The sequence below is a fragment of the Vibrio sp. Vb1574 genome (assembly GCF_033338675.1).
Genome location: NZ_JAWOTC010000002.1, coordinates 103,703 through 123,639, shown reverse-complemented (window position 1 = coordinate 123,639; position 19,937 = coordinate 103,703). Strand labels below are relative to the sequence as shown.

21 protein-coding genes are annotated in these 19,937 nt (G+C 44.4%); 12 read left to right on the top strand and 9 right to left on the bottom strand.

All coding sequences use genetic code 11. From position 1 onward, the window contains the following. The first annotated feature begins 5 nt into the window (after nt 1–5). The 3 genes from R7O12_RS02280 (at nt 6) to R7O12_RS02270 (ending at nt 2,843) form a co-directional block, all read left to right on the top strand. Complete coding sequence (locus tag R7O12_RS02280) at nt 6–347, top strand: hypothetical protein (protein ID WP_017820239.1); 342 nt, start codon at nt 6–8, stop codon at nt 345–347. A 249-nt stretch (nt 348–596) separates the two neighbouring features. After that, entirely contained in the window at nt 597–2,375 is a 1,779-nt protein-coding gene (locus R7O12_RS02275) for a S8 family peptidase (RefSeq protein WP_054579021.1), read from the top strand. 12 nt (nt 2,376–2,387) lie between these two features. After that, nucleotides 2,388–2,843, top strand: a complete 456-nt coding sequence (locus tag R7O12_RS02270) for a hypothetical protein (protein ID WP_054578979.1) — start codon at nt 2,388–2,390, stop codon at nt 2,841–2,843. Nucleotides 2,844–2,989: 146 nt separating this feature from the next. Here the strand turns inward: R7O12_RS02270 and R7O12_RS02265 are convergent, their stop codons facing one another. The 3 genes from R7O12_RS02265 to R7O12_RS02255 form a co-directional block, all read right to left on the bottom strand. Then, nucleotides 2,990–3,919, bottom strand: a complete 930-nt coding sequence (locus R7O12_RS02265; protein WP_149192222.1) for an SRPBCC family protein — start codon at nt 3,917–3,919, stop codon at nt 2,990–2,992. A 137-nt stretch (nt 3,920–4,056) separates the two neighbouring features. Continuing rightward, nucleotides 4,057–5,298 carry a sensor histidine kinase gene (locus R7O12_RS02260; RefSeq protein WP_054578981.1) on the bottom strand — a complete coding sequence of 414 codons (1,242 nt, stop codon included), beginning with the start codon at nt 5,296–5,298 and terminating at the stop codon, nt 4,057–4,059. Then, nucleotides 5,270–5,938 (bottom strand): response regulator transcription factor, encoded by a 669-nt coding sequence (locus R7O12_RS02255; protein WP_047101150.1) that lies wholly within the window; start codon nt 5,936–5,938, stop codon nt 5,270–5,272. Before R7O12_RS02255 ends, R7O12_RS02260 begins: the two co-directional genes overlap by 29 nt. A gap of 89 nt (nt 5,939–6,027) precedes the next feature. Here R7O12_RS02255 and R7O12_RS02250 point away from each other — a divergent pair, with 89 nt between their 5' ends. The 4 genes from R7O12_RS02250 to R7O12_RS02235 all read left to right on the top strand — a co-directional run bounded on the left by R7O12_RS02250 (nt 6,028) and on the right by R7O12_RS02235 (nt 8,859). Beyond that, a complete protein-coding gene (locus R7O12_RS02250) occupies nt 6,028–7,227 on the top strand; it encodes a DUF5666 domain-containing protein (RefSeq protein WP_054578982.1) in 1,200 nt (399 codons plus the stop codon). A gap of 149 nt (nt 7,228–7,376) precedes the next feature. Further along, on the top strand, nt 7,377–7,673 hold the full coding sequence (locus R7O12_RS02245) for a hypothetical protein (protein ID WP_213871156.1): 297 nt from the start codon (nt 7,377–7,379) through the stop codon (nt 7,671–7,673). 271 nt (nt 7,674–7,944) lie between these two features. Beyond that, a complete protein-coding gene (locus R7O12_RS02240; RefSeq protein WP_225473152.1) occupies nt 7,945–8,577 on the top strand; it encodes a hypothetical protein in 633 nt (210 codons plus the stop codon). Nucleotides 8,578–8,580: 3 nt separating this feature from the next. After that, complete coding sequence (locus R7O12_RS02235; protein ID WP_080996836.1) at nt 8,581–8,859, top strand: hypothetical protein; 279 nt, start codon at nt 8,581–8,583, stop codon at nt 8,857–8,859. Nucleotides 8,860–9,335: 476 nt separating this feature from the next. Here the strand turns inward: R7O12_RS02235 and R7O12_RS02230 are convergent, their stop codons facing one another. Next, a complete protein-coding gene (locus tag R7O12_RS02230; protein ID WP_318125587.1) occupies nt 9,336–10,385 on the bottom strand; it encodes a Preprotein translocase subunit SecY in 1,050 nt (349 codons plus the stop codon). Between the two features lie 439 nt (nt 10,386–10,824). Between R7O12_RS02230 and R7O12_RS02225 the strand changes: the two genes are divergently transcribed. Together R7O12_RS02225 and R7O12_RS02220 are read left to right on the top strand one after the other, a co-directional pair. Further along, on the top strand, nt 10,825–11,286 hold the full coding sequence (locus tag R7O12_RS02225) for a hypothetical protein (protein ID WP_005388493.1): 462 nt from the start codon (nt 10,825–10,827) through the stop codon (nt 11,284–11,286). Nucleotides 11,287–11,379: 93 nt separating this feature from the next. Beyond that, on the top strand, nt 11,380–11,853 hold the full coding sequence (locus R7O12_RS02220) for a copper chaperone PCu(A)C (protein WP_005375841.1): 474 nt from the start codon (nt 11,380–11,382) through the stop codon (nt 11,851–11,853). A 340-nt stretch (nt 11,854–12,193) separates the two neighbouring features. On the opposite strand, the gene yegD is transcribed toward R7O12_RS02220, so the two are convergent. The 4 genes from yegD to R7O12_RS02200 form a co-directional block, all read right to left on the bottom strand. Beyond that, nucleotides 12,194–13,546 carry a molecular chaperone gene (gene yegD, locus R7O12_RS02215; protein ID WP_005375838.1) on the bottom strand — a complete coding sequence of 451 codons (1,353 nt, stop codon included), beginning with the start codon at nt 13,544–13,546 and terminating at the stop codon, nt 12,194–12,196. 121 nt (nt 13,547–13,667) lie between these two features. Beyond that, entirely contained in the window at nt 13,668–14,291 is a 624-nt protein-coding gene (locus R7O12_RS02210; protein ID WP_213916927.1) for a hypothetical protein, read from the bottom strand. A gap of 326 nt (nt 14,292–14,617) precedes the next feature. Further along, complete coding sequence (locus R7O12_RS02205) at nt 14,618–14,938, bottom strand: DOPA 4,5-dioxygenase family protein (RefSeq protein ID WP_005375836.1); 321 nt, start codon at nt 14,936–14,938, stop codon at nt 14,618–14,620. Nucleotides 14,939–15,334: 396 nt separating this feature from the next. Beyond that, complete coding sequence (locus R7O12_RS02200; RefSeq protein WP_127891143.1) at nt 15,335–15,529, bottom strand: hypothetical protein; 195 nt, start codon at nt 15,527–15,529, stop codon at nt 15,335–15,337. 65 nt (nt 15,530–15,594) lie between these two features. Here R7O12_RS02200 and pdhA point away from each other — a divergent pair, with 65 nt between their 5' ends. Genes pdhA through R7O12_RS02185 form a run of 3 tightly spaced genes read left to right on the top strand, consistent with a single transcriptional unit; the run spans nt 15,595 to nt 18,810 of the window. Further along, on the top strand, nt 15,595–16,689 hold the full coding sequence (pdhA, locus tag R7O12_RS02195; RefSeq protein WP_025998586.1) for a pyruvate dehydrogenase (acetyl-transferring) E1 component subunit alpha: 1,095 nt from the start codon (nt 15,595–15,597) through the stop codon (nt 16,687–16,689). Continuing rightward, nucleotides 16,682–17,665: an alpha-ketoacid dehydrogenase subunit beta gene (locus R7O12_RS02190; RefSeq protein ID WP_042521051.1), complete on the top strand. Its 984-nt coding sequence runs from the start codon at nt 16,682–16,684 to the stop codon at nt 17,663–17,665. Before pdhA ends, R7O12_RS02190 begins: the two co-directional genes overlap by 8 nt. Further along, nucleotides 17,662–18,810 (top strand): dihydrolipoamide acetyltransferase family protein, encoded by a 1,149-nt coding sequence (locus tag R7O12_RS02185; RefSeq protein WP_005375831.1) that lies wholly within the window; start codon nt 17,662–17,664, stop codon nt 18,808–18,810. The genes R7O12_RS02190 and R7O12_RS02185 overlap by 4 nt, the downstream gene beginning before the upstream one ends. 67 nt (nt 18,811–18,877) lie before the next feature. On the opposite strand, the gene R7O12_RS02180 is transcribed toward R7O12_RS02185, so the two are convergent. Next, a complete protein-coding gene (locus tag R7O12_RS02180) occupies nt 18,878–19,843 on the bottom strand; it encodes an electron transfer flavoprotein subunit alpha/FixB family protein (RefSeq protein WP_318104402.1) in 966 nt (321 codons plus the stop codon). Nucleotides 19,844–19,937 lie beyond the last annotated feature (94 nt).

Here is a 19,937-nt window from a genome sequence, read left to right as displayed (position 1 = left end):
CACACATGAAAAAAAATCTAATCATTATTACTTTTGCGCCTCTATTTCTTATGGCGTGTAGTAATCAGCAAGCATCTCAACTGGGAATGCGCAGCAGCAGTGTCAACGTATATGCCCAGCAAATGAGTAACACTCAACTATGTGAAACTCTCTACTACAACCGTGCAACTAACCAAACCAAAGTGGCGATTGGTGCTGAGTTCAATCGACGTGGATTAAACAAAAAGTGGTGTGATAAAGAATTCGATAAGTTGTACATTAAAAAGTGGATTGATAACGTGCTGCCTAAGGAAAAAGCCGAACCTAAGAAACCAATGGCAACTATTCAACCCGCTCCAACTAAATAACCCCCCCTCTTGAAGCAGACGGTACACTCGTATTTTCTGCTTTTCACTTTTCATGCATGTTCGATGCGACATATAAAAACTTCATAGTTTCAGTAAATTAACAAAGACTTATGTTGTCCATCGAACTTTTAATGTAAACAAGTTGTAAATGGTTTTCGTCCTTATTCTTTGTCGTTAGCTTTGTTTGTTCCTGTTAGCGGAATATGAAACAGGAACTAAAAAATTCCAAACAAAGACATGAGGTCAAAAATGGAAATACGCATTAATCGCCTATTTGCTGCTATGTTGGCAGTAGGCATTGCACCTGCCGTCTCGGCGTTTGATCCACTCTATTCTGAACAATGGCACTTAGACAACACGGGGCAAACTGCGTTTGCGGCTAATCCTGCTGTTGCTGGGAACGACTTAAACACTAAGCTCACTCAGGCAATGGGGATTGCAGGTGTTGGTGTGAAAGTTGCTGTTATTGATTCTGGAGTGCAGATCGATCACCCCGACCTTGCAGGTAATATAGTTACAGGTAGCAGAAACTTCGTCGAAGACTCTTCATTCCCACCAAGTTATCCGGTTGATACTAATGGTCATGGCACTGCTGTAGCCGGTTTGATTAGCGCCGTCGGCAACAACGGTGAAGGCGGACGCGGTGTCGCTTATCACTCTTCCCTCATCGGTTTTAACTGGTTAGCCAACCAGACATTAGAAGGCTGGTTAATCTCCCATGGCATGGACCCAGCAACACGCGATGTTCGCGTATTTAACCAAAGTTACGGTTTCAGCCCTATAAACCCGATTACTTTTGATGAAAGCGACCCTCAGCTAAAACTTGAAATGGACGTGATGAAAAACGTCAGCGAGAGTAACGCATGGGGTCGAGGTGCTGTATTTGTAAAGTCAGCAGGTAATGGTTACCGTTATTTCAATGCAGGGCGATTCTTCGTATTGCCAAGTAACTTCTTTGCTGGTGGAGACAATCAAGGCTTACCGATGCACAACTCTGCTCAGTCTTATGATAACGCCAATTACTTCAATCTAGTCACTAGTGCATTGCGAGCGGATGGTACGAGAGCGAGTTACTCATCGGTGGGGTCGAACGTGTGGGTTGCAGCACCAGCAGGTGAATATGGGCAAGATTTCCCTGCTATGGTCACCACTGATTTAATGGGTTGTGAAGAAGGGCAAAATACCAGTGATGGCCTTGGCATTAATGGGTTACACGGCGGAACGGAGCTCGATCCGAACTGTAACTATACCAGTACGATGAACGGAACCTCATCGGCTGCGCCAAACACATCGGGTGCCATCGCGGCAATCATGTCAACCAACCACGCACTTTCTGCTCGTGATGTACGTGCTTTACTAGCGGAAACAGCAAAAGTAACGGATAAAGCGCATCCAGGCGTACAGCTTGAATTTACTAACCATAAAGGTGAACAGGTTAGCTACGAGGCTATTGCCCCTTGGCAGAAAAACGCAGCAGGCGTAGATTTCCATACTTTTTATGGCTTCGGCGCTGTAGATTTAGATGAAGCGATGCAACGTGCTCGCATGACGAATCGTGTTTTGCCAACTCAAGTCATTACGCCATGGGTTAATAACGCTACAGAAGTAAGTGTACCCGATGCAAGTCTAGTTGGTGGTTCTTCAAGTATCGCCATTGCCGATGAGCTGACAGTAGAATCCGTTCAAGTGACATTGACACTGGACCACGCTCGTCTGCCCGACTTAGCTATCGAGCTCATTTCGCCATCAGGGACTCGTTCCGTTTTGCAAACACCGCGCAATGGTCTTGTTGGTCAATCTCTTGATTCATCGATTACTGGCTACAAAGATCAATTAATGTTGTCTAACCAATTTTATGGCGAAGATGCAAAAGGCGAATGGACGTTGCGAGCAATAGATACGAACGGCGATGAAGTCTATTCTTACATTGCATATTTCAACTCTTCCACCATCTATGACGTTCCGATGGCAAACAACGCTCAGCCCGGTGTTATTAAGAACTGGTCGATGCGCATATTTGGACACTAAGGAGTCAATAACATGAAATACAAATCATTTTCTATGCTGGCTCTCGTTATCATGACGTCGAGTGTATACGCTGAGCAACAGCTCTCTCAACAGCCTGCACCAGAACTGTTTGTGCCATCAGAAGCGGTTGAGATTAATGGCCAAGACTATCGAAAAGTGCAAACTAGCACTGTTAGAACCCTATCTGAAGACGTAAAACTTCAAGCGGGTGATGAGGTGTTTAAGAATGCGTTTAGTAACGTATCCAAAGCCACTGGACTGGTTTACATCACCGTAAACAATCCTAACGAAGCGAAAGCAGTCGCCAAAGAGTTAAAATTAGAAGTTATCTTCGCAGAGGGGGAATCAGCGGTGTTAAAAGCATCTCAAGATCAAGATCTGCTAAGTATTAGCGACTACCTAAACGCAGACAGCCGGGTAAAAGCGTCTAAAATAGAACTAAACAGCGGTAAATACCGTGCACAATAATTCTCTAACAAGAGAAGTTGGCCTGTAAAACCATGCCTCAGCGATTGCTGAGGCATTTTTATGGGTAGGAACAGATAGGCTATTATTCTTTAATAACATTTCGCATAACCAGTATGATACCTAAACACCCTACTCGCCTGCGCCTGTCATTTCTTAAACAAAATAATTTCCGTTCTTAGCTCTTCTTCCGTGGTTTCCTTCGGGCTATTCAGATAGCGTTCGATTCCTAAAGGACTGGTTTTGACTTTCATACCACTCTGACGAACCAAGTTCATCGCTAAAGCCCATGCATTTCCCAAAAACTGATATTCACCTCGGTGTTCAACGACAAATGTTTCACTCTCAGGAATGGTACCGGTAACCGCCCCTTGAGGCGCTGGTACTGAGTTATGAAGAGGAAAGCAAGTGATAAACTCGAATGTACCTTTCTGCATATCCATCGACTGGTAATAACAAAACAATTCACCATTCACGGATAGGGTTTCGTCACTAATTAACTGTTCTAGTTGCTGAACATGCTTCTCAATTACCGAACCTAATTCCTGCAAGCTAGCCACACCCTTGATCCCAATGTAATGAATTTGAGGCAACGTTCGGTTACCTATTTCGACTAAGTCTGAATGCACTCTTCCGGTTTCAAGCTTACTTTTGAGCATGCGTAACCCACGTTGATAATCCATCTCTATCATCGACTTAAACATACTTTTCAGAAAGAACAGATACCAAGGGACGCGAGATTGCATTTTCCATTCGACTAAACAGCCATTTTGTGACGGCGTCACGATTAGAGTCACCTTTCCATGGCTCTTGATTGGGCGAAAGAAATGTAGCTCCATATCTAATCGATGCTCTTGAGTACTTTCCAGTACAATCGCGCCAGTCCCAATACGCTGACCATTCCATTGATAACCAGCTCCAACGTGGCCCTGATTATCACTGAATGTCAGCTCGCAGCTTGGTTCAAGAATGATCCATGGTGACCAGCTGGGCCAGTTATTGAAGTTCTTGAGATAGCCAATAATTTCACTTTGATTCTTATTAATTTCAATACTTCGGCTGACCTGATAAGAGAGCATAACGGTTCCTCGAGTTTCCGCTTCACTAACTTCAGTCTAATTCAAATTCCAGTTTTTTCTTGTTTGACTACGGGTTAGATGCGTACGACAAGAAAAATCCAGAGCGTTAATTCTCACTTGAATCAATACGCGCAAAGCTAAGAGCAGAACTCCACTTTTGCACTAAATCGAACACCATCATCGTCCAGTACTAACGCCCACCCCATCCGTTCACATATTCGTTGTACGATAACAAGCCCACAACCATAACCAGCGTTGTACGTCTCGTTGCCATCGTGACGGTTTAGGATCTTAAGCGCATGACCTTTCAACTCAATTTCAATATCTCCCACACTATAGCTAAAGGCGTTTTTAATCAGATTGTTGATAACAATGGTCACAAAACTCTCTGGTGCCTTCACTACACCACTATGTTGTTCGTACAAAGCGTAGTTCGAATCTTGCTTGGCAAATAAAGGAGCCAGCTCTTCCAGTTGTTTTTGTAAACAAGTAAGAAGCTGATGCTCTCCGTAATGTTGAGGCTCTATTTTCTCTTTACCAAGTAAGAGAAACGCTTCTGTCAGTACACGCATCTCGTCACAAGCTGACTGCATCCTCGTGATGGCTTTTTGCGCAACTCGAGGTTGATCAGGAAGACGCGTCAGAATGTCTGTTGAGCCTTTAATCACCATGATTGGCGTTCTCAACTCATGCGATGCAAAACGGCTAAATTCTTGTTCTCGTTTGAAATAGCCCGCGATATCGTTCTTATTATCCAGCAAAGTCTGCTCTATCTGGCGTGTTTCGCTGAACTTAGTTTCAACTTGGAAAGCGGGTTGATCCGGTGACATTTGGCTAATTTTTTCTTCGATTTGCGCTAGTGGTCGAGACAATATTCGCACCATATAAATGCCATACCCGACCATAACAAATGAAAATAAGCCACCGAGCAGTAGCGTAAACTGATGCAGCGAGCTTTCGTATTCGTCCAAGTAATCATCTGAGTCATCTTGAAACACAATGTACATAAGCCCCTTCCCTGAGGGATGGTTCAATACAACAAAGTGTTTGTCTTCTTCACCAAGCAGATATTCGTAAAAACCAGGTGAAGTAAAAGAGAGCAACCAATCGGGTGTCGGTGCTTCACTCCAATATGAGTTGAATTCCAATACGTTTGGCAATGGCGCATCCCAGCCCTGTTTCTCGAAATTCTCACTATAAAGCGCAGCTTCAGTATCTAGCCAGTGATGTAAACTCAGCACTTCCAGTTTGTTTTCTGCCACATAAATCAGCGACCAAAAAAGAGTAAACATCACAAACGTCATGACCCCAAAACCCCAACGGATCTTGCGATAAATGCTTGGATATTCGTTATGCTTTAAGTCGGTAACCTTGTCCATGAATAGTCTCTAATCGTGATTCTTCAAAACCTTTGTCTAGCGCGGTTCTTAAACCGTAAATATGGCTACGAAGTGCATCACTTCCAGGTGGTTCGTCTCCCCACACACTATCGATCACTTCTGCGCGCGAGACCGCTGCTGGAGCACGTTGGAGGAGCAATTTTAAAATTTTAGTTTGAATTCGACTCAGCTTAATTTCTTTGTTTTTTCTCGTTACTTTTCCTGTACGCGCATCTAAACAAATATCTGCAAATTTGAGCGTTCCGATATCTTGTCTTGGACCACGATTAGCCAAAGCATGAACACGCAAACTGAGCTCTTCCATCGCAAATGGCTTCATTAAATAATCATCTCCCCCCGCTTTAAAAGCCGCGATTTTGTCATCTAGCGTATCTTTTGCCGTTAGGAAGAGAATTGGCGTTCCACATAACTTATCTTGTCGAAGCTTCTGTACCGTACTGATGCCATCGAGCTTCGGCATCATGATATCCATGATGATTACATCGTAATGATTTTCCTCGATTAACTTAATCGCAGCCTCTCCATGAAACGCACAATCGATAATCATGCCTTCGAGCTCAAGATAGTCTGCAATCGTCTCCGAGACGTTATGGTTGTCATCTACAATTAAAATTTTCATAAAATCAAATTTCTTCACGATCTCTTCACGATATGCCCAATAAGATACAGGCAATTTCCTAAACTCGCTCGTAAATTGAGGCTAATACAATGAAAAAACTCGCTCTTATTTCTGTAGTAGGTTTGGCATTGTCTGGTTGTGGTGGTTCAGGTGGTGGCACCAATAGCGATAGCACACCAACTCAACCAGCAGTGAAACCAAGTGTAGCGATTGGCTCTGTTGAAGCGGTCAACGCTGAAGAAAGCACGTTAACCGTCAATGGACATACGTATCGTGTGTCTGAGGTGGTTTATGACGACACACAAGTGCAATTGGCCGATGTAAAACCCAAAATGGTGGTTCGCGTGGGTTCAGATATTCGGCAAGCTTCGGGCAATGGCGTCCGAGTCACACTTGAACCAACCATTACTGGACGTGTGACAGCAATTGATCATGTGAAGAAAAAATTCACGGTAAACGGCATAGAGCTGCAGTTTGACGGTTTAAGTGATGATATAGAGATCAACGACTGGGTGATGGTGTCATCCTTACCGACTGCGGATGCGGGCTATCGAGTGTTGTCTGTGGTCGAAATCGACGTAGATAACGATTACCCAGCCCTTGGAAGCTACTACGAACTGGAAGGTCGCATTACTAGTACCGATGAAAATGCTGGCACGTTTGAGCTTGGTACAAATATAACCGTATCTTACGACAACATTAGCCAACTTAGCATCGGCCAATGGGTGGAAGTAGAAGGTGAAATGCAAAACGGTATCTTCATGGCACATGAGGTAGAAGTTGAAGACTACGACGATCTAAAAAATGACAGCGATGTGGAAGGTATCGTGACTTGGGTTGCCAAGGATTATAGTGAGTTCTCTCTAAACTACCGAGGAGCCTTCTTCATTGATAACGCAACACGATTTGAAGACGGCAGCAAAGCGAACCTAAAACAAGGCCAAGAAGTGGAAGTAACGTCTGTCATGAAAAATGGCAAACGCATCGCTACCGTTATTGAGTTTGAGCAACCAGACTTTGACGATAACAACCAATGGCAAGGTAAAGAACTTGAATGTGAAGGATACGTATCAAACTACGATGCTGAAGCAAGAACATTTGAAATCGAGCGTTGCGAAAACGACGCAGATCAATTGCTAAACAACACGACCGTTGTGATTGATGCACAAACACGCTTCCAAGGCATCGAAGAACTTAACCTAAATGGTGCTCGTGTCGAAGTCGAAGGTGTGATCATTAACGACCAAAATATTGCCCGTGAAGTGGAGTTAGACGTTTACGACAACTAATCCCTTCTACGCTTAAGAAAAAGTGTCACTTCGATGGCACTTTTTCTTTTCACCTTACTTTGCTTCCCAAGCTCAAACCAACAAATTCTCCGCCAAAGCCTTTTCTCTCCGTTACACTTTACCTATGTTTCACAACATTGGTGACAACTATGAAAAAACGCAACCTCATTTTGTTAATCTTGTTTTTTGGTTCAGCCACGAGCTTAGCTAGCGTGATGGATCCTGACTGCGATGCAGAAAAGGCAGCTAAAGCCGCTGCGACAAAAGCCGTGGTTGGTGTTGGGGGTCGCTGTACGCCTAAAGAGGCACTGAAAGATACCGCAGTTGATGCAGGAAAAGACAAATTGCCAGATGAAGGGATGGCGGGTAAAGCTGTTGATGCAATGACACCGGAAAAAGAGAAGAAAACGGTGAAAGACGTAACCAAAAAGCTCAATAACGATTGATACCTACATCATAGATGTTTGAGCGTAGAAAACATTTTCCTAGAATAAAGTGGCGATTTACCAGTTGTTTGAAGCACACGTCTAATCTTGGTTTTTCATATTCAAAAACCTGCATTTGACCACACACTATTTTTACTACACAAGTTCAAAAATTAGTAATAATTCCTCCTAACTTTGAGACTTTGAGCCTAACGAGAAATGTAACAACTTGCATACAAGTCACTTGGCTATATTGTACACATACTATATATCGAAGAAAGGAGGTTTAACGATGGTTAGAGGTTATAGTGAACAGACTCTAAAAGCCGAACCTGTAGTTCAATTGGCGGTACTGACAGGCTTAGATGCCGATTTGAACTTCATCAGAAACAACAGAGAAAAGGTTTTGCCTATAATCACAGGTGTCATTTTGTATCGACAGCTCAATAGACGCGACCAAAGAAAAGTCCTTGAGCAGGCACAGGCTTTAGGGAATTCGAAATTTTTCGGTAAGATTCAAATGCTGGTAGCGCAAAGTATTGCCAAGCCAATGTGGAACCCTTGGAGCCTATCAGATGGTGAGCTGCGCCAGTATTTTAATACTCATAAAGCAGTTGCAAATTTCCTTTCTACATGGTTTATCACCATCGATATTAAACTTGAGGTCGGCTTTATGGCAGCTGTTATATACGCACTATCAAAAGGTCAAGGGGCTGCATTGATTAAAGAAATGGCTTCAGTGCACATCGCTGAAGAGACTTTCAAAAAACTCAGCCTCTCATCAACTGCACAACAAGCTGGCGCGAGAGCATTTTTTGTAGCTGTTATTCTCGCTAGTGTACTCAAAGGCTTTAACGAGGCAGATGCGCTAGCTGCAAAGAAAGAGTTGTTACGACGTAACATGCTTGGAATAGAGGATTTGTAAGCTATGTTTTGGATACTGGGTCTTTTAGTTTCCTTGTTTATCATGTACTCGGATTACGCGCATTACTTCTATACCAAGCGACATGGAAAGAAATCTAGGGTTTCTCGCTTATTTAGCTTGTTGATCACGGTAACGCTTCCTATGATTGCGACTACCGAGATTTTGAACGATCTTAATGTAGAGAAAACCAGCTACCAAGTGTGTGTAGTTTTAGTCTCAGCTTTAGTTGGCCTTCTGGTCTGCTTGTCGGAACAGTATCGTTTTAAGTCAGAAAGAGATTAGTGGTATCGGGTTGTCCAGCTATCACCAAAGGCATCAAATTGGTGCCTATTTTATTATTGGTTTATTAATAACTGATCTGGCGAGTAAGGCCGGTTCGAATATCTTCTAACGTTCACCCTCGAGCACGAGACCGCTATCATGACTTCTTTAATGAAAAAAAGAGAGCCTTTTGACTCGGGGATTTAGAGCTCTTGGACGTCTGAATGCGCATAGTTCATACCCTCTATTGAGACGTCGGAATTATTCGCTGTACCGTGATAGAAAATTATTTATGTATTGAAACACATATACCTTGCTCGTGAATATCTAGCCGTCTCGGACATCTCAAATCTAACCTCAACTTATATCCAAATGAATTTGTAGTTTGTATCACCAACTGCTCATAGTTTATTTAACAATTAACAACGAGTTCATGGGGAGCTAATACAAAAAAGAGCGCCGATTGACGCTCTTTCCGAACTTTAATAGATAACCAATTATGCGGTCTCTGCTTCACCTATCCAATGATAATGGTGGTTGGCTTTTTTCCCCACTAAACCGAGCTCTGCCAATTCTTCAAATACCTTGTCTACCTCTTCCGCAGACAGCCTAAACTGTTTAGCAACGGCTTTTTTGGTGCACGTAATTTGATGCGTTTTAAGTGCATCGCTAACTTGCTCTAACAAGGTTTTCGGTTCCTTTGGTTCTTCTGGCTCCGGCGCAGCTGGTATTTCTTGCTCTTCTTCCTCTTTTATATAAGGAAGATAACCCGCAGGCGCTGGATCTATATCGCGAACTGTTTTCAATATCATGCCCTCATTTCTGCGATAGAAATATCGGAACCGTTGCTCTTCACCAATCAAGCCAACAAAAAATGCAGCAAAGAAGTCCAAAAGAATCGAAAGAAATACAACCAAGCCAAGCTGAGCTTGCTGAGAGGTGGTACCAAATGCGTTGGCTAGGCTATCAATCAAACCAATCACTGAGCCTTGCGTAACCGGCGGTAAACTATCACGCTCCATAGCCAAGCGTTGCTGCTCTTCACGTAAGGTTTTGTTTTGATCCTGAATGCGAGTTACACCAGTCGCGATACGCTCCATCTCGATGTATTTCTGCGCTGCCATATTGTTGAGCTCAATCTGCTTATCGATTGCCGCAATCTGACGATTAAACGCTTCCACTTTCGCCTGCTCTACCGAAATATGACTTTGTGCACTATTGGTTGCACTATTTATGCCACCAATACTACCGCCAATGGAAATCGCAGCTAAGACTAAATAAAACACGAGAGCGGTTGCTGCTCCTGTGTAGTTGCGATGGGCTCGGCGCTCACCGTATTCATACCAAGCGTAAAATTTACCCGCTTCAAAAATGATCGCTAAACCACCAAATAAGGTTTGCATCATCGGATTTTCGTCGATAGACAAAAACAGCAATAGAGAAAAAATAGTCGATGCTAAAATCGCAGCACCGGTGAATGCATATACACTCACCATGGCAAATCGACCTTTAGGGTATCGATATCCAATCTGTTGTTCGTATTTCATTTGAGAAATTTCTTAAGATTAATCGCCCCTCCGACTAAGTAGGACGGACGTTTCTGGCATGTACAAAGGAGCGCAGAATACCGTATCCTTTATTAAATTACTGTCATAATTCCGTTAATGGAAAACAAGTGAAGATTCGGTGTGCATTTTGAATCGATATCAGCCAAATCTAGCACGTAAAAACACCACCACGACACCCACTAACCGAAGCTTCAGTGGCATATAAGAGAGATTAATTCGGTATCTTCAAAAGCGACTAGGCAAGACTGACAAGTTGAATTGGAGGTTGTGAATGTCAGCCGAATCAAGACATTAAAGCGTTAAAAATAGACAATAAAACAAATAATGCACACTTGCATCACCTTTTAGTAAACTGATAATTACATTGTTTGGTTAATTTGTTAGTATCCCGCGCCGAAGAAGATAAGCACTCAATTGTATGGAAAACACTCTAATACAGCACAAACACCATCGCTTGCACGCTATTGCGGTTATTATCGCGGTGTTGTTTCAGTTGTATTTAGCGTCCACAGCCGCTCTTAACCCTACACAAGTTCACAGCACAACTTGGCTCAACAAAGTCCAAAGTGAAAAGGTTTTACTGTGTACCGCAGATGGTTTCAAATGGGTGGATATCAATACGTTGATTGAGGCTAACGCTCAATCTTCTTCTAAGCTCATCCAAGATCTTAACTTACACGACGGCTTCCAGTTTGAATGCCCGCTTCTTCAAGCTGTTCAATTCTTTCTTTTAGTTGCGATTGGGCTTTACCTGACAACCATCCATTGGCTGCGCCGAGTAAAGTATGCACTGACGACTTATCACTTTTCAAAATGCGATAAGCTCGTTTACAAACACATCGCGCCTAAGCACTCTCCGCCGAGTGTTTTTCCTGCCTAACAGGCATCTAATCATTGACAACTTTATTCAAAAATAACGATGACTCTGTTTGTTGTCCATTCAGAGAAGCTATTAATTCAAAAGGAAAAACACATGCTTAAATCATTAAAAACCGCCGCTATCGCGCTTATTGCTGTCATCGCTAGCCCACTGAGTTTAGCGCACGATTATGAAGCAGGAAAAATTCATATCGACCATCCATGGAGCCGCGAAGCGCCACCAAACGCACCTGTTATCGGTGGTTTTTTTCAATTAACCAACCACGGTGACAGTGAAGATGCATTGATCGCAGCAGAAAGCCCAATCGCAGGGCATGTCGAAATTCACACGCATAAGAAAGAAGATGGTGTGATGAAAATGATTAAGATTGACGAAGTGCGCGTTCCAGCCAATGACTCAGTGTTGTTTAAGCCAGGCAGCTTCCATTTAATGATTTTTAACCCAACACAAACTCTTAAAGAAGGCGACCGCTTCCCTATGACGTTAACATTCAAAAACGCGGGTAAAGTGGAAGTAGAAATGGCGGTTGAAAAACAAGGTCACATGGAAAAACACATGCACCATTAATGACGTAAACAAAAGTGCCCGCTGATTTAGCGGGCATTTTTATCTCAGCTTAGTCAAAATCATTATTCCGGTAGATCCTAACTCGACTCTTCAGAATAATGGTGATGAATAACGCTCGGCGAAACGGGGTCACATATCATAACAGCGTGCTCGGGCAAGAGATTCTAAATCACGCTCGTCCCTCACTATTCAGAATGACCTTGAAAGACTTAAGATCCTAAAAAGGTTCCCTACCCGCTTAAAACTCAACCTCTCGACAAAGTTCTCCAACCATCACTTGGCAAGCCTAAATGAAATCATAAGTTTGGCAACAAAGACCCACTGTTAATCGGCTTTCTTTCTACTTGAAACAAACCTCAGCCCAACGAGCTAAGCCGGCAGTTACTGAGCCAAAATAGTTTCCACTGACAACCGGAATACTTGGCAGTACGGTTTGCACCGCATCGCGCAAGATTGGCGAGCGTGCCGAACCTCCAGTCATAAAGATAGCATCGGGTTTAACTCCAGCTTGCTCTACCGCTTCTGTCACCAACGCCGTCATTTTATTCTTTGGCGACTGGATCGCTTCGATCATTTCGTCACGTTGTACATCAACTTCAATCGTTTCTGATAGTAAGTTGATGCCAGTTCGGTAAGAAGCTTGTTCTGAAAGTGCCACTTTTGCCTCTTCGGCACGGCGAACAATGTTGTAGCCTAAAGACTCATGATACACCTCTAGCAAACGAGCAAGTTTTTCTGGCTCTTGAGCCTGCTTTTGAAGCAACTTTAACGCTGATAGGTTCTCTCGCGAATAGAAGTCACTCTGCGCTTCTACATTATTGATTGCTATCGGGTTCCAGAATTGGGTAGTCGGCATCACAATGCCTGACTCCATTTTACTTCCCATGCCAAAAGGGAACATGAGCTGCTTAAATGCTAGCGCGATATCAAGATCATTCCCGCCGACACGCTGGCCACTGTGAGCTAACAAGCTTGCGGTCCTATCTGCTTTGCCGCGCCAAGACGGTCCCATTTGGATCAACGAACAGTCCGTTGTACCACCGCCAATATCGACTACTAGAATGATTTTATCTTCGCTGAGTGTCGCTTCATACTCTAGGCCCGCCGCGACAGGCTCAAACTGAAACTCCACATTTTGGAAGCCCGCACGTTTCGCTGCCCGCAACAAAATGCGTTCAGCCTGAATGTTAGCCGTTTCACCGCCACGCCCATGAAAGTTAATTGGTCTGCCGATCACAGCATCGGTAATACTTTGCTGCGCATCGTTTTCGGCTTGAGACTTAATATTGTCCATCATCGCGCAGACAAGGTCTTCGAAGAAAGCCAATTGCACATCACGCAAGCCAGATGCACCAAGAAAAGACTTCGGCGATTTCACATAATAGATATCGCGAGGATCTTCCAAATAGAGATTAAGTGCAGCCTGACCAAACGCGATGTCGTCGGATTCTAAGTCAATACTTTCTTCTCGGTTTAAATTGATTGCCCGGCGTAAAACCTGCTCACCAACTTGATCTAATGGTTTAATATCTCGATGGCGAAATAAATGCTCGGATACCGATTCACGAGTCGGTGCAGCAAGGGTGGAAGGAATAAAAGGGCTGTTTCCTTCCAGATTAAGCAGTACTGGATCACCCGATTCCATTTTAGCCACTGAACAGTTTGCAGTACCATAGTCAAAGCCGATAAACATTGTTTCTCCCACTGTCCCACTGATTAGTGGCCTTTTGAGCGTTAAAAAGCTGGCAATGCTAACTTAATGGCATAAGAATTACTATCCCAAAATCAAGTGTAATTTAACGTGGAAAATCTATCTAAGGTACACTACTTTCTCTTTTTGCAGATGGCACAACAACCGCTACCAATAAAGCTAACAGCAGGAACACAGGGCTAAGCATTAATCCATGCCAGATTGAATACCCATCATGGAACAGCCAGAATATACCAAGCGTCAGTAGGTACGAAAAGTAGCTGCAAAACACCAAGCTAATCGCGACAAAGCGCTTTTGATTAATAATAAGAATCCGCACTAGATACTGGCTAAGAATACCGGAGCAGCGCATGGCAAGTTGCCAATTAATGATAAAGAAAGCAAGCGCAATAAACCCAGCTACGACCAGTGCATCATGCGTGCTTAAAATGAAGTAGCTACCAAATCGGCTTATGATGACCGGATAATCGCCTTCGTATATCGTTGACCAAGATATTGCGTTCGCTGCTGCTACGTAATTGGCAAAATAAGCAATAGCGTAGAAAGTCGTTTGAGAACTGAACGGCTGAAATACATCCCTACAAAATCCTCGCCATTCTTCTTTGTTGGCGGTAGGCCCTACCCAGTCACGTTTTTTTTGGGCGGTACGCTCGGCAAACTCAGGCCCGTTGCGAAACAACAGCCAAAATATATAGAGTGCAAGTATAACCAAGAGTATTGAAAACATACCCTTCCCCCTCAGAAATTATCGGCGCCACTGCCAATGGCGTTGGGGTCGTAAACTGCACTTCCCTGCTATACCTATTTGATTTATCAAAGACTTATTATTTTATTACCACCAAAATTCATTTAATGGCATGCTAAACAGCAACATTTTCACGCTTTGTGCGTGAAGTTCGAAAGCCTACTTTTAGGTTTAGCACAAAAATAACTACAGCAAAGCGTAAGAGAGGGATTCCGCACCCATCAATGAAGATGAGGCGTTAAGCAGAAGCTGCGACCGCAATGAGAAGAGAAGGATTCAAAGCGGTCATGCATGGGCGAGAAGAGCAACTATTTCTCTAACTTTTCTTCAAATACACCAATCTCTCTGCCCAACCAAATCGCGCGTTCTGTGTGATCGAGCAACTCTTCTTCGCTTACTGGGTGAATAAGCACAGAAAAATCGCCTCGAATCGTATCAAGCCACGCCAAGAACTCTTCACTCAGTGATTCTAGGTGAATTTCAAACATCGGCATCTTGTGTGGGCCAACTAACCTTCCAACTAATGGAAACACACGCAGCACATCTTGACGCTCTTGACGGATGATCTCGTTCAAGGCTTGCGCTTTATCTTGTTCTCTTAGGGGAAAATAAACATGAGCGTGGTACATAACTTCTCCATAATCACTTCCGCTTGAGCACCACCTACTTTGGATAAGCTCAAGGACTGCCGAGGGTATACATTTGTAATGCCGTCACCCTACCTTGATTCCACTCAGTTGGGAAGAAGTTATGCATTCTCATAAGGTCGAGGCTTCGAGCACAACAAAAATTTGCAATTCATCATATAGCAACTGTTTGAGTTGATTCATTAATAATGACTCACTTTGTCAAATTTTACAGCCAAATTTTGTTGCAAATATGTTTCATTAACCAGTAATTAAATTCGAGTTTAAAAATACCACCAACAAAATAGCAGCATATTACTCTGCAAAATCAGGGTGTAAGCAAAACTTTACTACTGAGCGAAAGTCAAAATGAAGCATAATTTAACAATTTGTTTACACTTATTGTATCTGGCTATACCACGATTTAGTTAGAGGGTTAGATACAGAAAAGCCTTTCTCTGTATCTTGCGGTGAAATAGTCGCAGCGATGTTATCGACAAATAGTTTAAGGGACGAACAGATGCCTACCGCTATCGAAAGCACACGCAACCTTAGGTATGGCCTTTGCGCTGATATCAGAGTTTGAGTACCCATACAAACTCTGGTTTTGTATGAACAGCTGCAGTCCAAAAGACCCGCAGCGTCAAAAGGAGCTTGAGATGAACGTTCAGGCATTACCCATGCATCGGTTTATCGACCATCGTGGGGACCTAGTCGGCCAACTACCCAACTGGGCTGACACTGAAACATTGGTCGGGTTTTACCGAGATATGGTATTAACTCGCACTTACGACAACAAAGCAGTTGCCTTGCAACGCACCGGTAAGCTAGGGACCTATCCCTCACACTTAGGCGCGGAAGCCATAGGCATTGCGGTCGGCAGAGCACTTAAAGCCGATGATGTGTTTGTCCCTTACTACCGCGATATGCCTGCGATGTGGTGTCGTGGCATTGGCATGGAAAAGAACCTTCAATACTGGGGTGGCGATGAGCGCGGGAGTGATTTTGCTCCTGAAGGCAGTCCGGTTCCTAGCCGAGACCTTCCCTACTGTGTACCCATAGCGACGCAATGTACGCATGCTGTCGGGGTGGCTTCCGCGCTAAAAATTCAAGGTAACCATGAAGCTGCGCTAGTCATGTGTGGTGATGGTGGTACATCCAAAGGGGACTTTCTTGAGTCAATAAACTGCGCAGGTACTTGGAATATTCCACTTGTTTTCGTCGTAAACAATAACCAGTGGGCAATTTCAGTGCCGCGTAGTCTCCAATGTGCCGCCGATTTCTTATCAGAAAAAGCGCAAGGTGCAGGTATACCGGGTATTACTGTCGATGGTAACGATGTCGTCGCCGTTTATGATGCAACTAAAACCGCCCTTGAGAGAGCAAGAAAAGGGAAAGGCGCAACACTCATCGAAGCGGTGAGTTACCGACTGAGTGACCACACTACGGCCGATGATGCGACTCGTTATCGTAAAGAAGATGATGTTCAAACTGCATGGCAATACGAACCTATCGCACGTCTTAAAACGTACCTCCTTAATCAAGGCGCTTGGAGCGACGAACAAGAACAGCAATGGCTAGATTACTGTAAAGAGCAAGTAGAGTTAGCTGTTGAACGCTATCTGAGCTTACCGCCACAAGCACCAGAAACCGGTTTCGATTATTTGTATGAATCGCTACCTCAAGAGCTTCATGCACAAAGAGATGAACTCATCAACAAGGCAATGAGAATGCAGGGAGGCAGACATGGCTGAGCTAACGTTGGTTGAAGCAGTTAACCTTGCCCTGCACCACGAAATGCAACAAGACCCCAATGTTGTCGTATTAGGTGAAGACGTGGGCGATAATGGTGGTGTATTTCGTGCCACTGTCGGACTCAAGCAAGAGTTTGGTCTTAAACGAGTCATCGATACGCCACTCGCTGAAGCCTTAATCGGCGGGGTTGCGGTCGGTATGGCAACGCAAGGATTACGACCTGTCGCCGAATTTCAGTTTCAAGGTTTCGTTTTTCCTGCGATGGAGCACTTAATGTGCCACGCGGCTCGAATGCGTAACAGAACTCGCGGTCGGCTCACTTGTCCCGCGGTTTTCCGTGCGCCATTTGGCGGCGGTATCCACGCTCCGGAACACCACTCAGAAAGCGTGGAAGCGTTATTTGCTCACACTGCTGGATTTAAAGTGGTGATTCCTTCTTCTCCACAACGCGCATACGGCTTACTTCTCGCTGCAATTAGAAGCAATGATCCCGTCATGTTCTTCGAACCGAAGCGCATATATCGCACCGTTAAATCTGAAGTCGTTGATAACGGCGAAGCACTCCCACTCGACACCTGCTTCACCTTACGCAAGGGGCGAGATATCACGCTCGTTACTTGGGGCGCATGCGTCGTAGAGTCACTTCAGGCCGCGCAAACATTGTCTAGTCAGGGAATTGAAGTCGAGGTGATTGATTTGGCGAGTATTAAGCCAATTGATACCGCGACGATTTTCAGCTCACTAGAAAAAACTGGACGTTTACTCGTTGTTCATGAAGCGAGTAAAACTTGTGGTGTGGGATCTGAGCTATTAGCTCGAACCGCTGAACACGCCATGTGCTTACTTAAAGCCCCACCTAAACGAGTAACTGGAATGGACACCATTATGCCTTATTACCGTAACGAAGATTATTTCATGGTTCAGAAAGAAGACATTGTGACCGCAGCGCGCGAACTCGTGGAGGATTGGAAATGAAGACGTTTAACTTACCCGATCTCGGCGAAGGCCTCGCTGAATCAGAAATTGTAAAATGGCACGTTAATGTCGGTGACATGGTTAAATTAGATCAAGTGATCTTAACCGTAGAGACAGCAAAAGCGACGGTCGACGTCCCTGCCCCCTATTCGGGCCGTGTGGTCAGCCGTCATGGTGAGGAAGGTGAAATCGTCAATATTGGTGCATTACTGCTAGAGATTGATGAAACAGGTGCCGGGAGAGAAGTAACGGCAGAGAAAAAAGCCACTGCTGACGCCGCAACCGTCGTCGGTAGCGTTTCTCACCAAGCGCATCATGTTAACGTTGATGATTTCTGGATTGGTGGCAACCACAACACGACAGAAAGTAACCTCGTTACCGCCCTGCCTTCGGCTCGCTTGTTGGCACAAAAACTTGGGGTAGATCTTAACCTTGTGTCAGGTAGTGGCCCGAACGGACTTATCGTAGATGCCGATATTTACGACGAAGCCGGAAAACAGCGTCCAGGCACCGAAGTTTTGAAAGGCGCTCGACGTACCATGGTATCGTCTATGACCGAATCGCACGAACATGTTGCTGCCGTAACCATTACGGAAGAAGCATTGTTGGAAGATTGGCTGCCAAACGAAGATATCAGTATCCGCCTTGTTCAAGCGATTGTTCATGCGTGTCAAGAAGAGCCCGCTTTAAACGCTTGGTTTGATGCCGAAACCATGACACGCTGTGTACACACAACGGTCAATGTAGGAATTGCAGTAGATAGCCGTCATGGATTGTACGTGCCAGTCTTGCGCCACGCAGATGAATACGAGCCACAAGATGTTCGTCGTTGGCTCGATCAAACCGTTGAAGGGATCAGAGAGAGAAAAATCGGTCGTGAGCAATTGCAACACGCGACGATTACGCTTTCCAACTTCGGCGCGATTGCCGGTATTTACGCAACACCTGTCGTCACACCGCCACAAGTCGCTATTGTCGGCGCGGGCCGAATACTCGACCGAGTTGTGATAAGAAATGGTCAAGCAATTTCGGTGAAAGCAATGCCGCTATCCGTAACGTTTGATCATCGCGCTTGTACTGGTGGTGAAGCTGCAAGGTTTACGAAAGTACTTGCAGAGCACCTGCAACGTCCGAGCGAAAAGTAACTTATTAAAATCAAATGATAAAGGCTTCCAATTTGGAAGCCTTTTGTTTTAGGGAACAAGACTATATCTACAGCTTCTCTAACAGCTCAGGCATTACCACAAACAAATCGCCGACCAATCCATAATCTGCAATGTCAAAAATAGGCGCATCAGGATCGCTATTAATTGCAACAATCACCTTGGAATCTTTCATTCCCGCCAAATGCTGGATCGCGCCAGAAATTCCGACGGCAATGTATAACTCCGGTGCAACAATTTTGCCGGTTTGCCCGACTTGATGGTCATTAGACACATAGTCCGCATCGACCGCCGCTCGTGACGCCCCTACCGCTCCACCTAGCTTGTCAGCCAATTGTTCTACTAAAACAAACTTCTCTTTACTCCCGAATGCACGACCACCCGACACTACTACTCTAGCCGCTGGCAATTCTGGTCGCTCACTTTCTGGCGTTTGTTGCGAAACAAACTCACTAAGTTTATTGATAATCACCGTGTCGACTTGAGTAAGCTTAGGGACAACTGGTGTGTCAGATAGCTCTGCGGCATCAAAAGCCGTACTTCTTATGGTCATCACTTTATAGGGATCATTCGACGTGACTCTCGCCAATGCATTTCCAGCATAAATTGGACGAATCACCGTATCGATAGACTCGATTGTCATCACGTCAGAAAGTTGACCAACATTAAGCAACGCCGCCACACGAGGCATCACATTCTTACCAAATGTACTGGCAGGAGAAAGAATGTGTGAGTAGTTTTTGGCTACTTGTGAGATCAAAGGTGCGATATTTTCCGCTAATCCATGTTCATATCCCTTCGCATCAACCCAGATAATTTCTGCAACACCCTGAACACAATTCAACTCATCCAAAACTGATTGGCACTGATAACCAATAAGCAACACAGAAACAGGAAGCGATTTATCATCATCCTTAATCTCAAATGCCGCTTTAATTGCACACAGCGTCCCTACAGCCAACGATTGGTTGTCATGCTCTGCGAGCACAAGTGTTGCTAATGGTCGGTCTTCCATGGTCATGCCTCATATAACACGTCAGATCCATTACTTGAGCTTAGTCCACTTCACGTTAACGTCAACTGAGCTATAGTTTTCTGTATAGAAACCA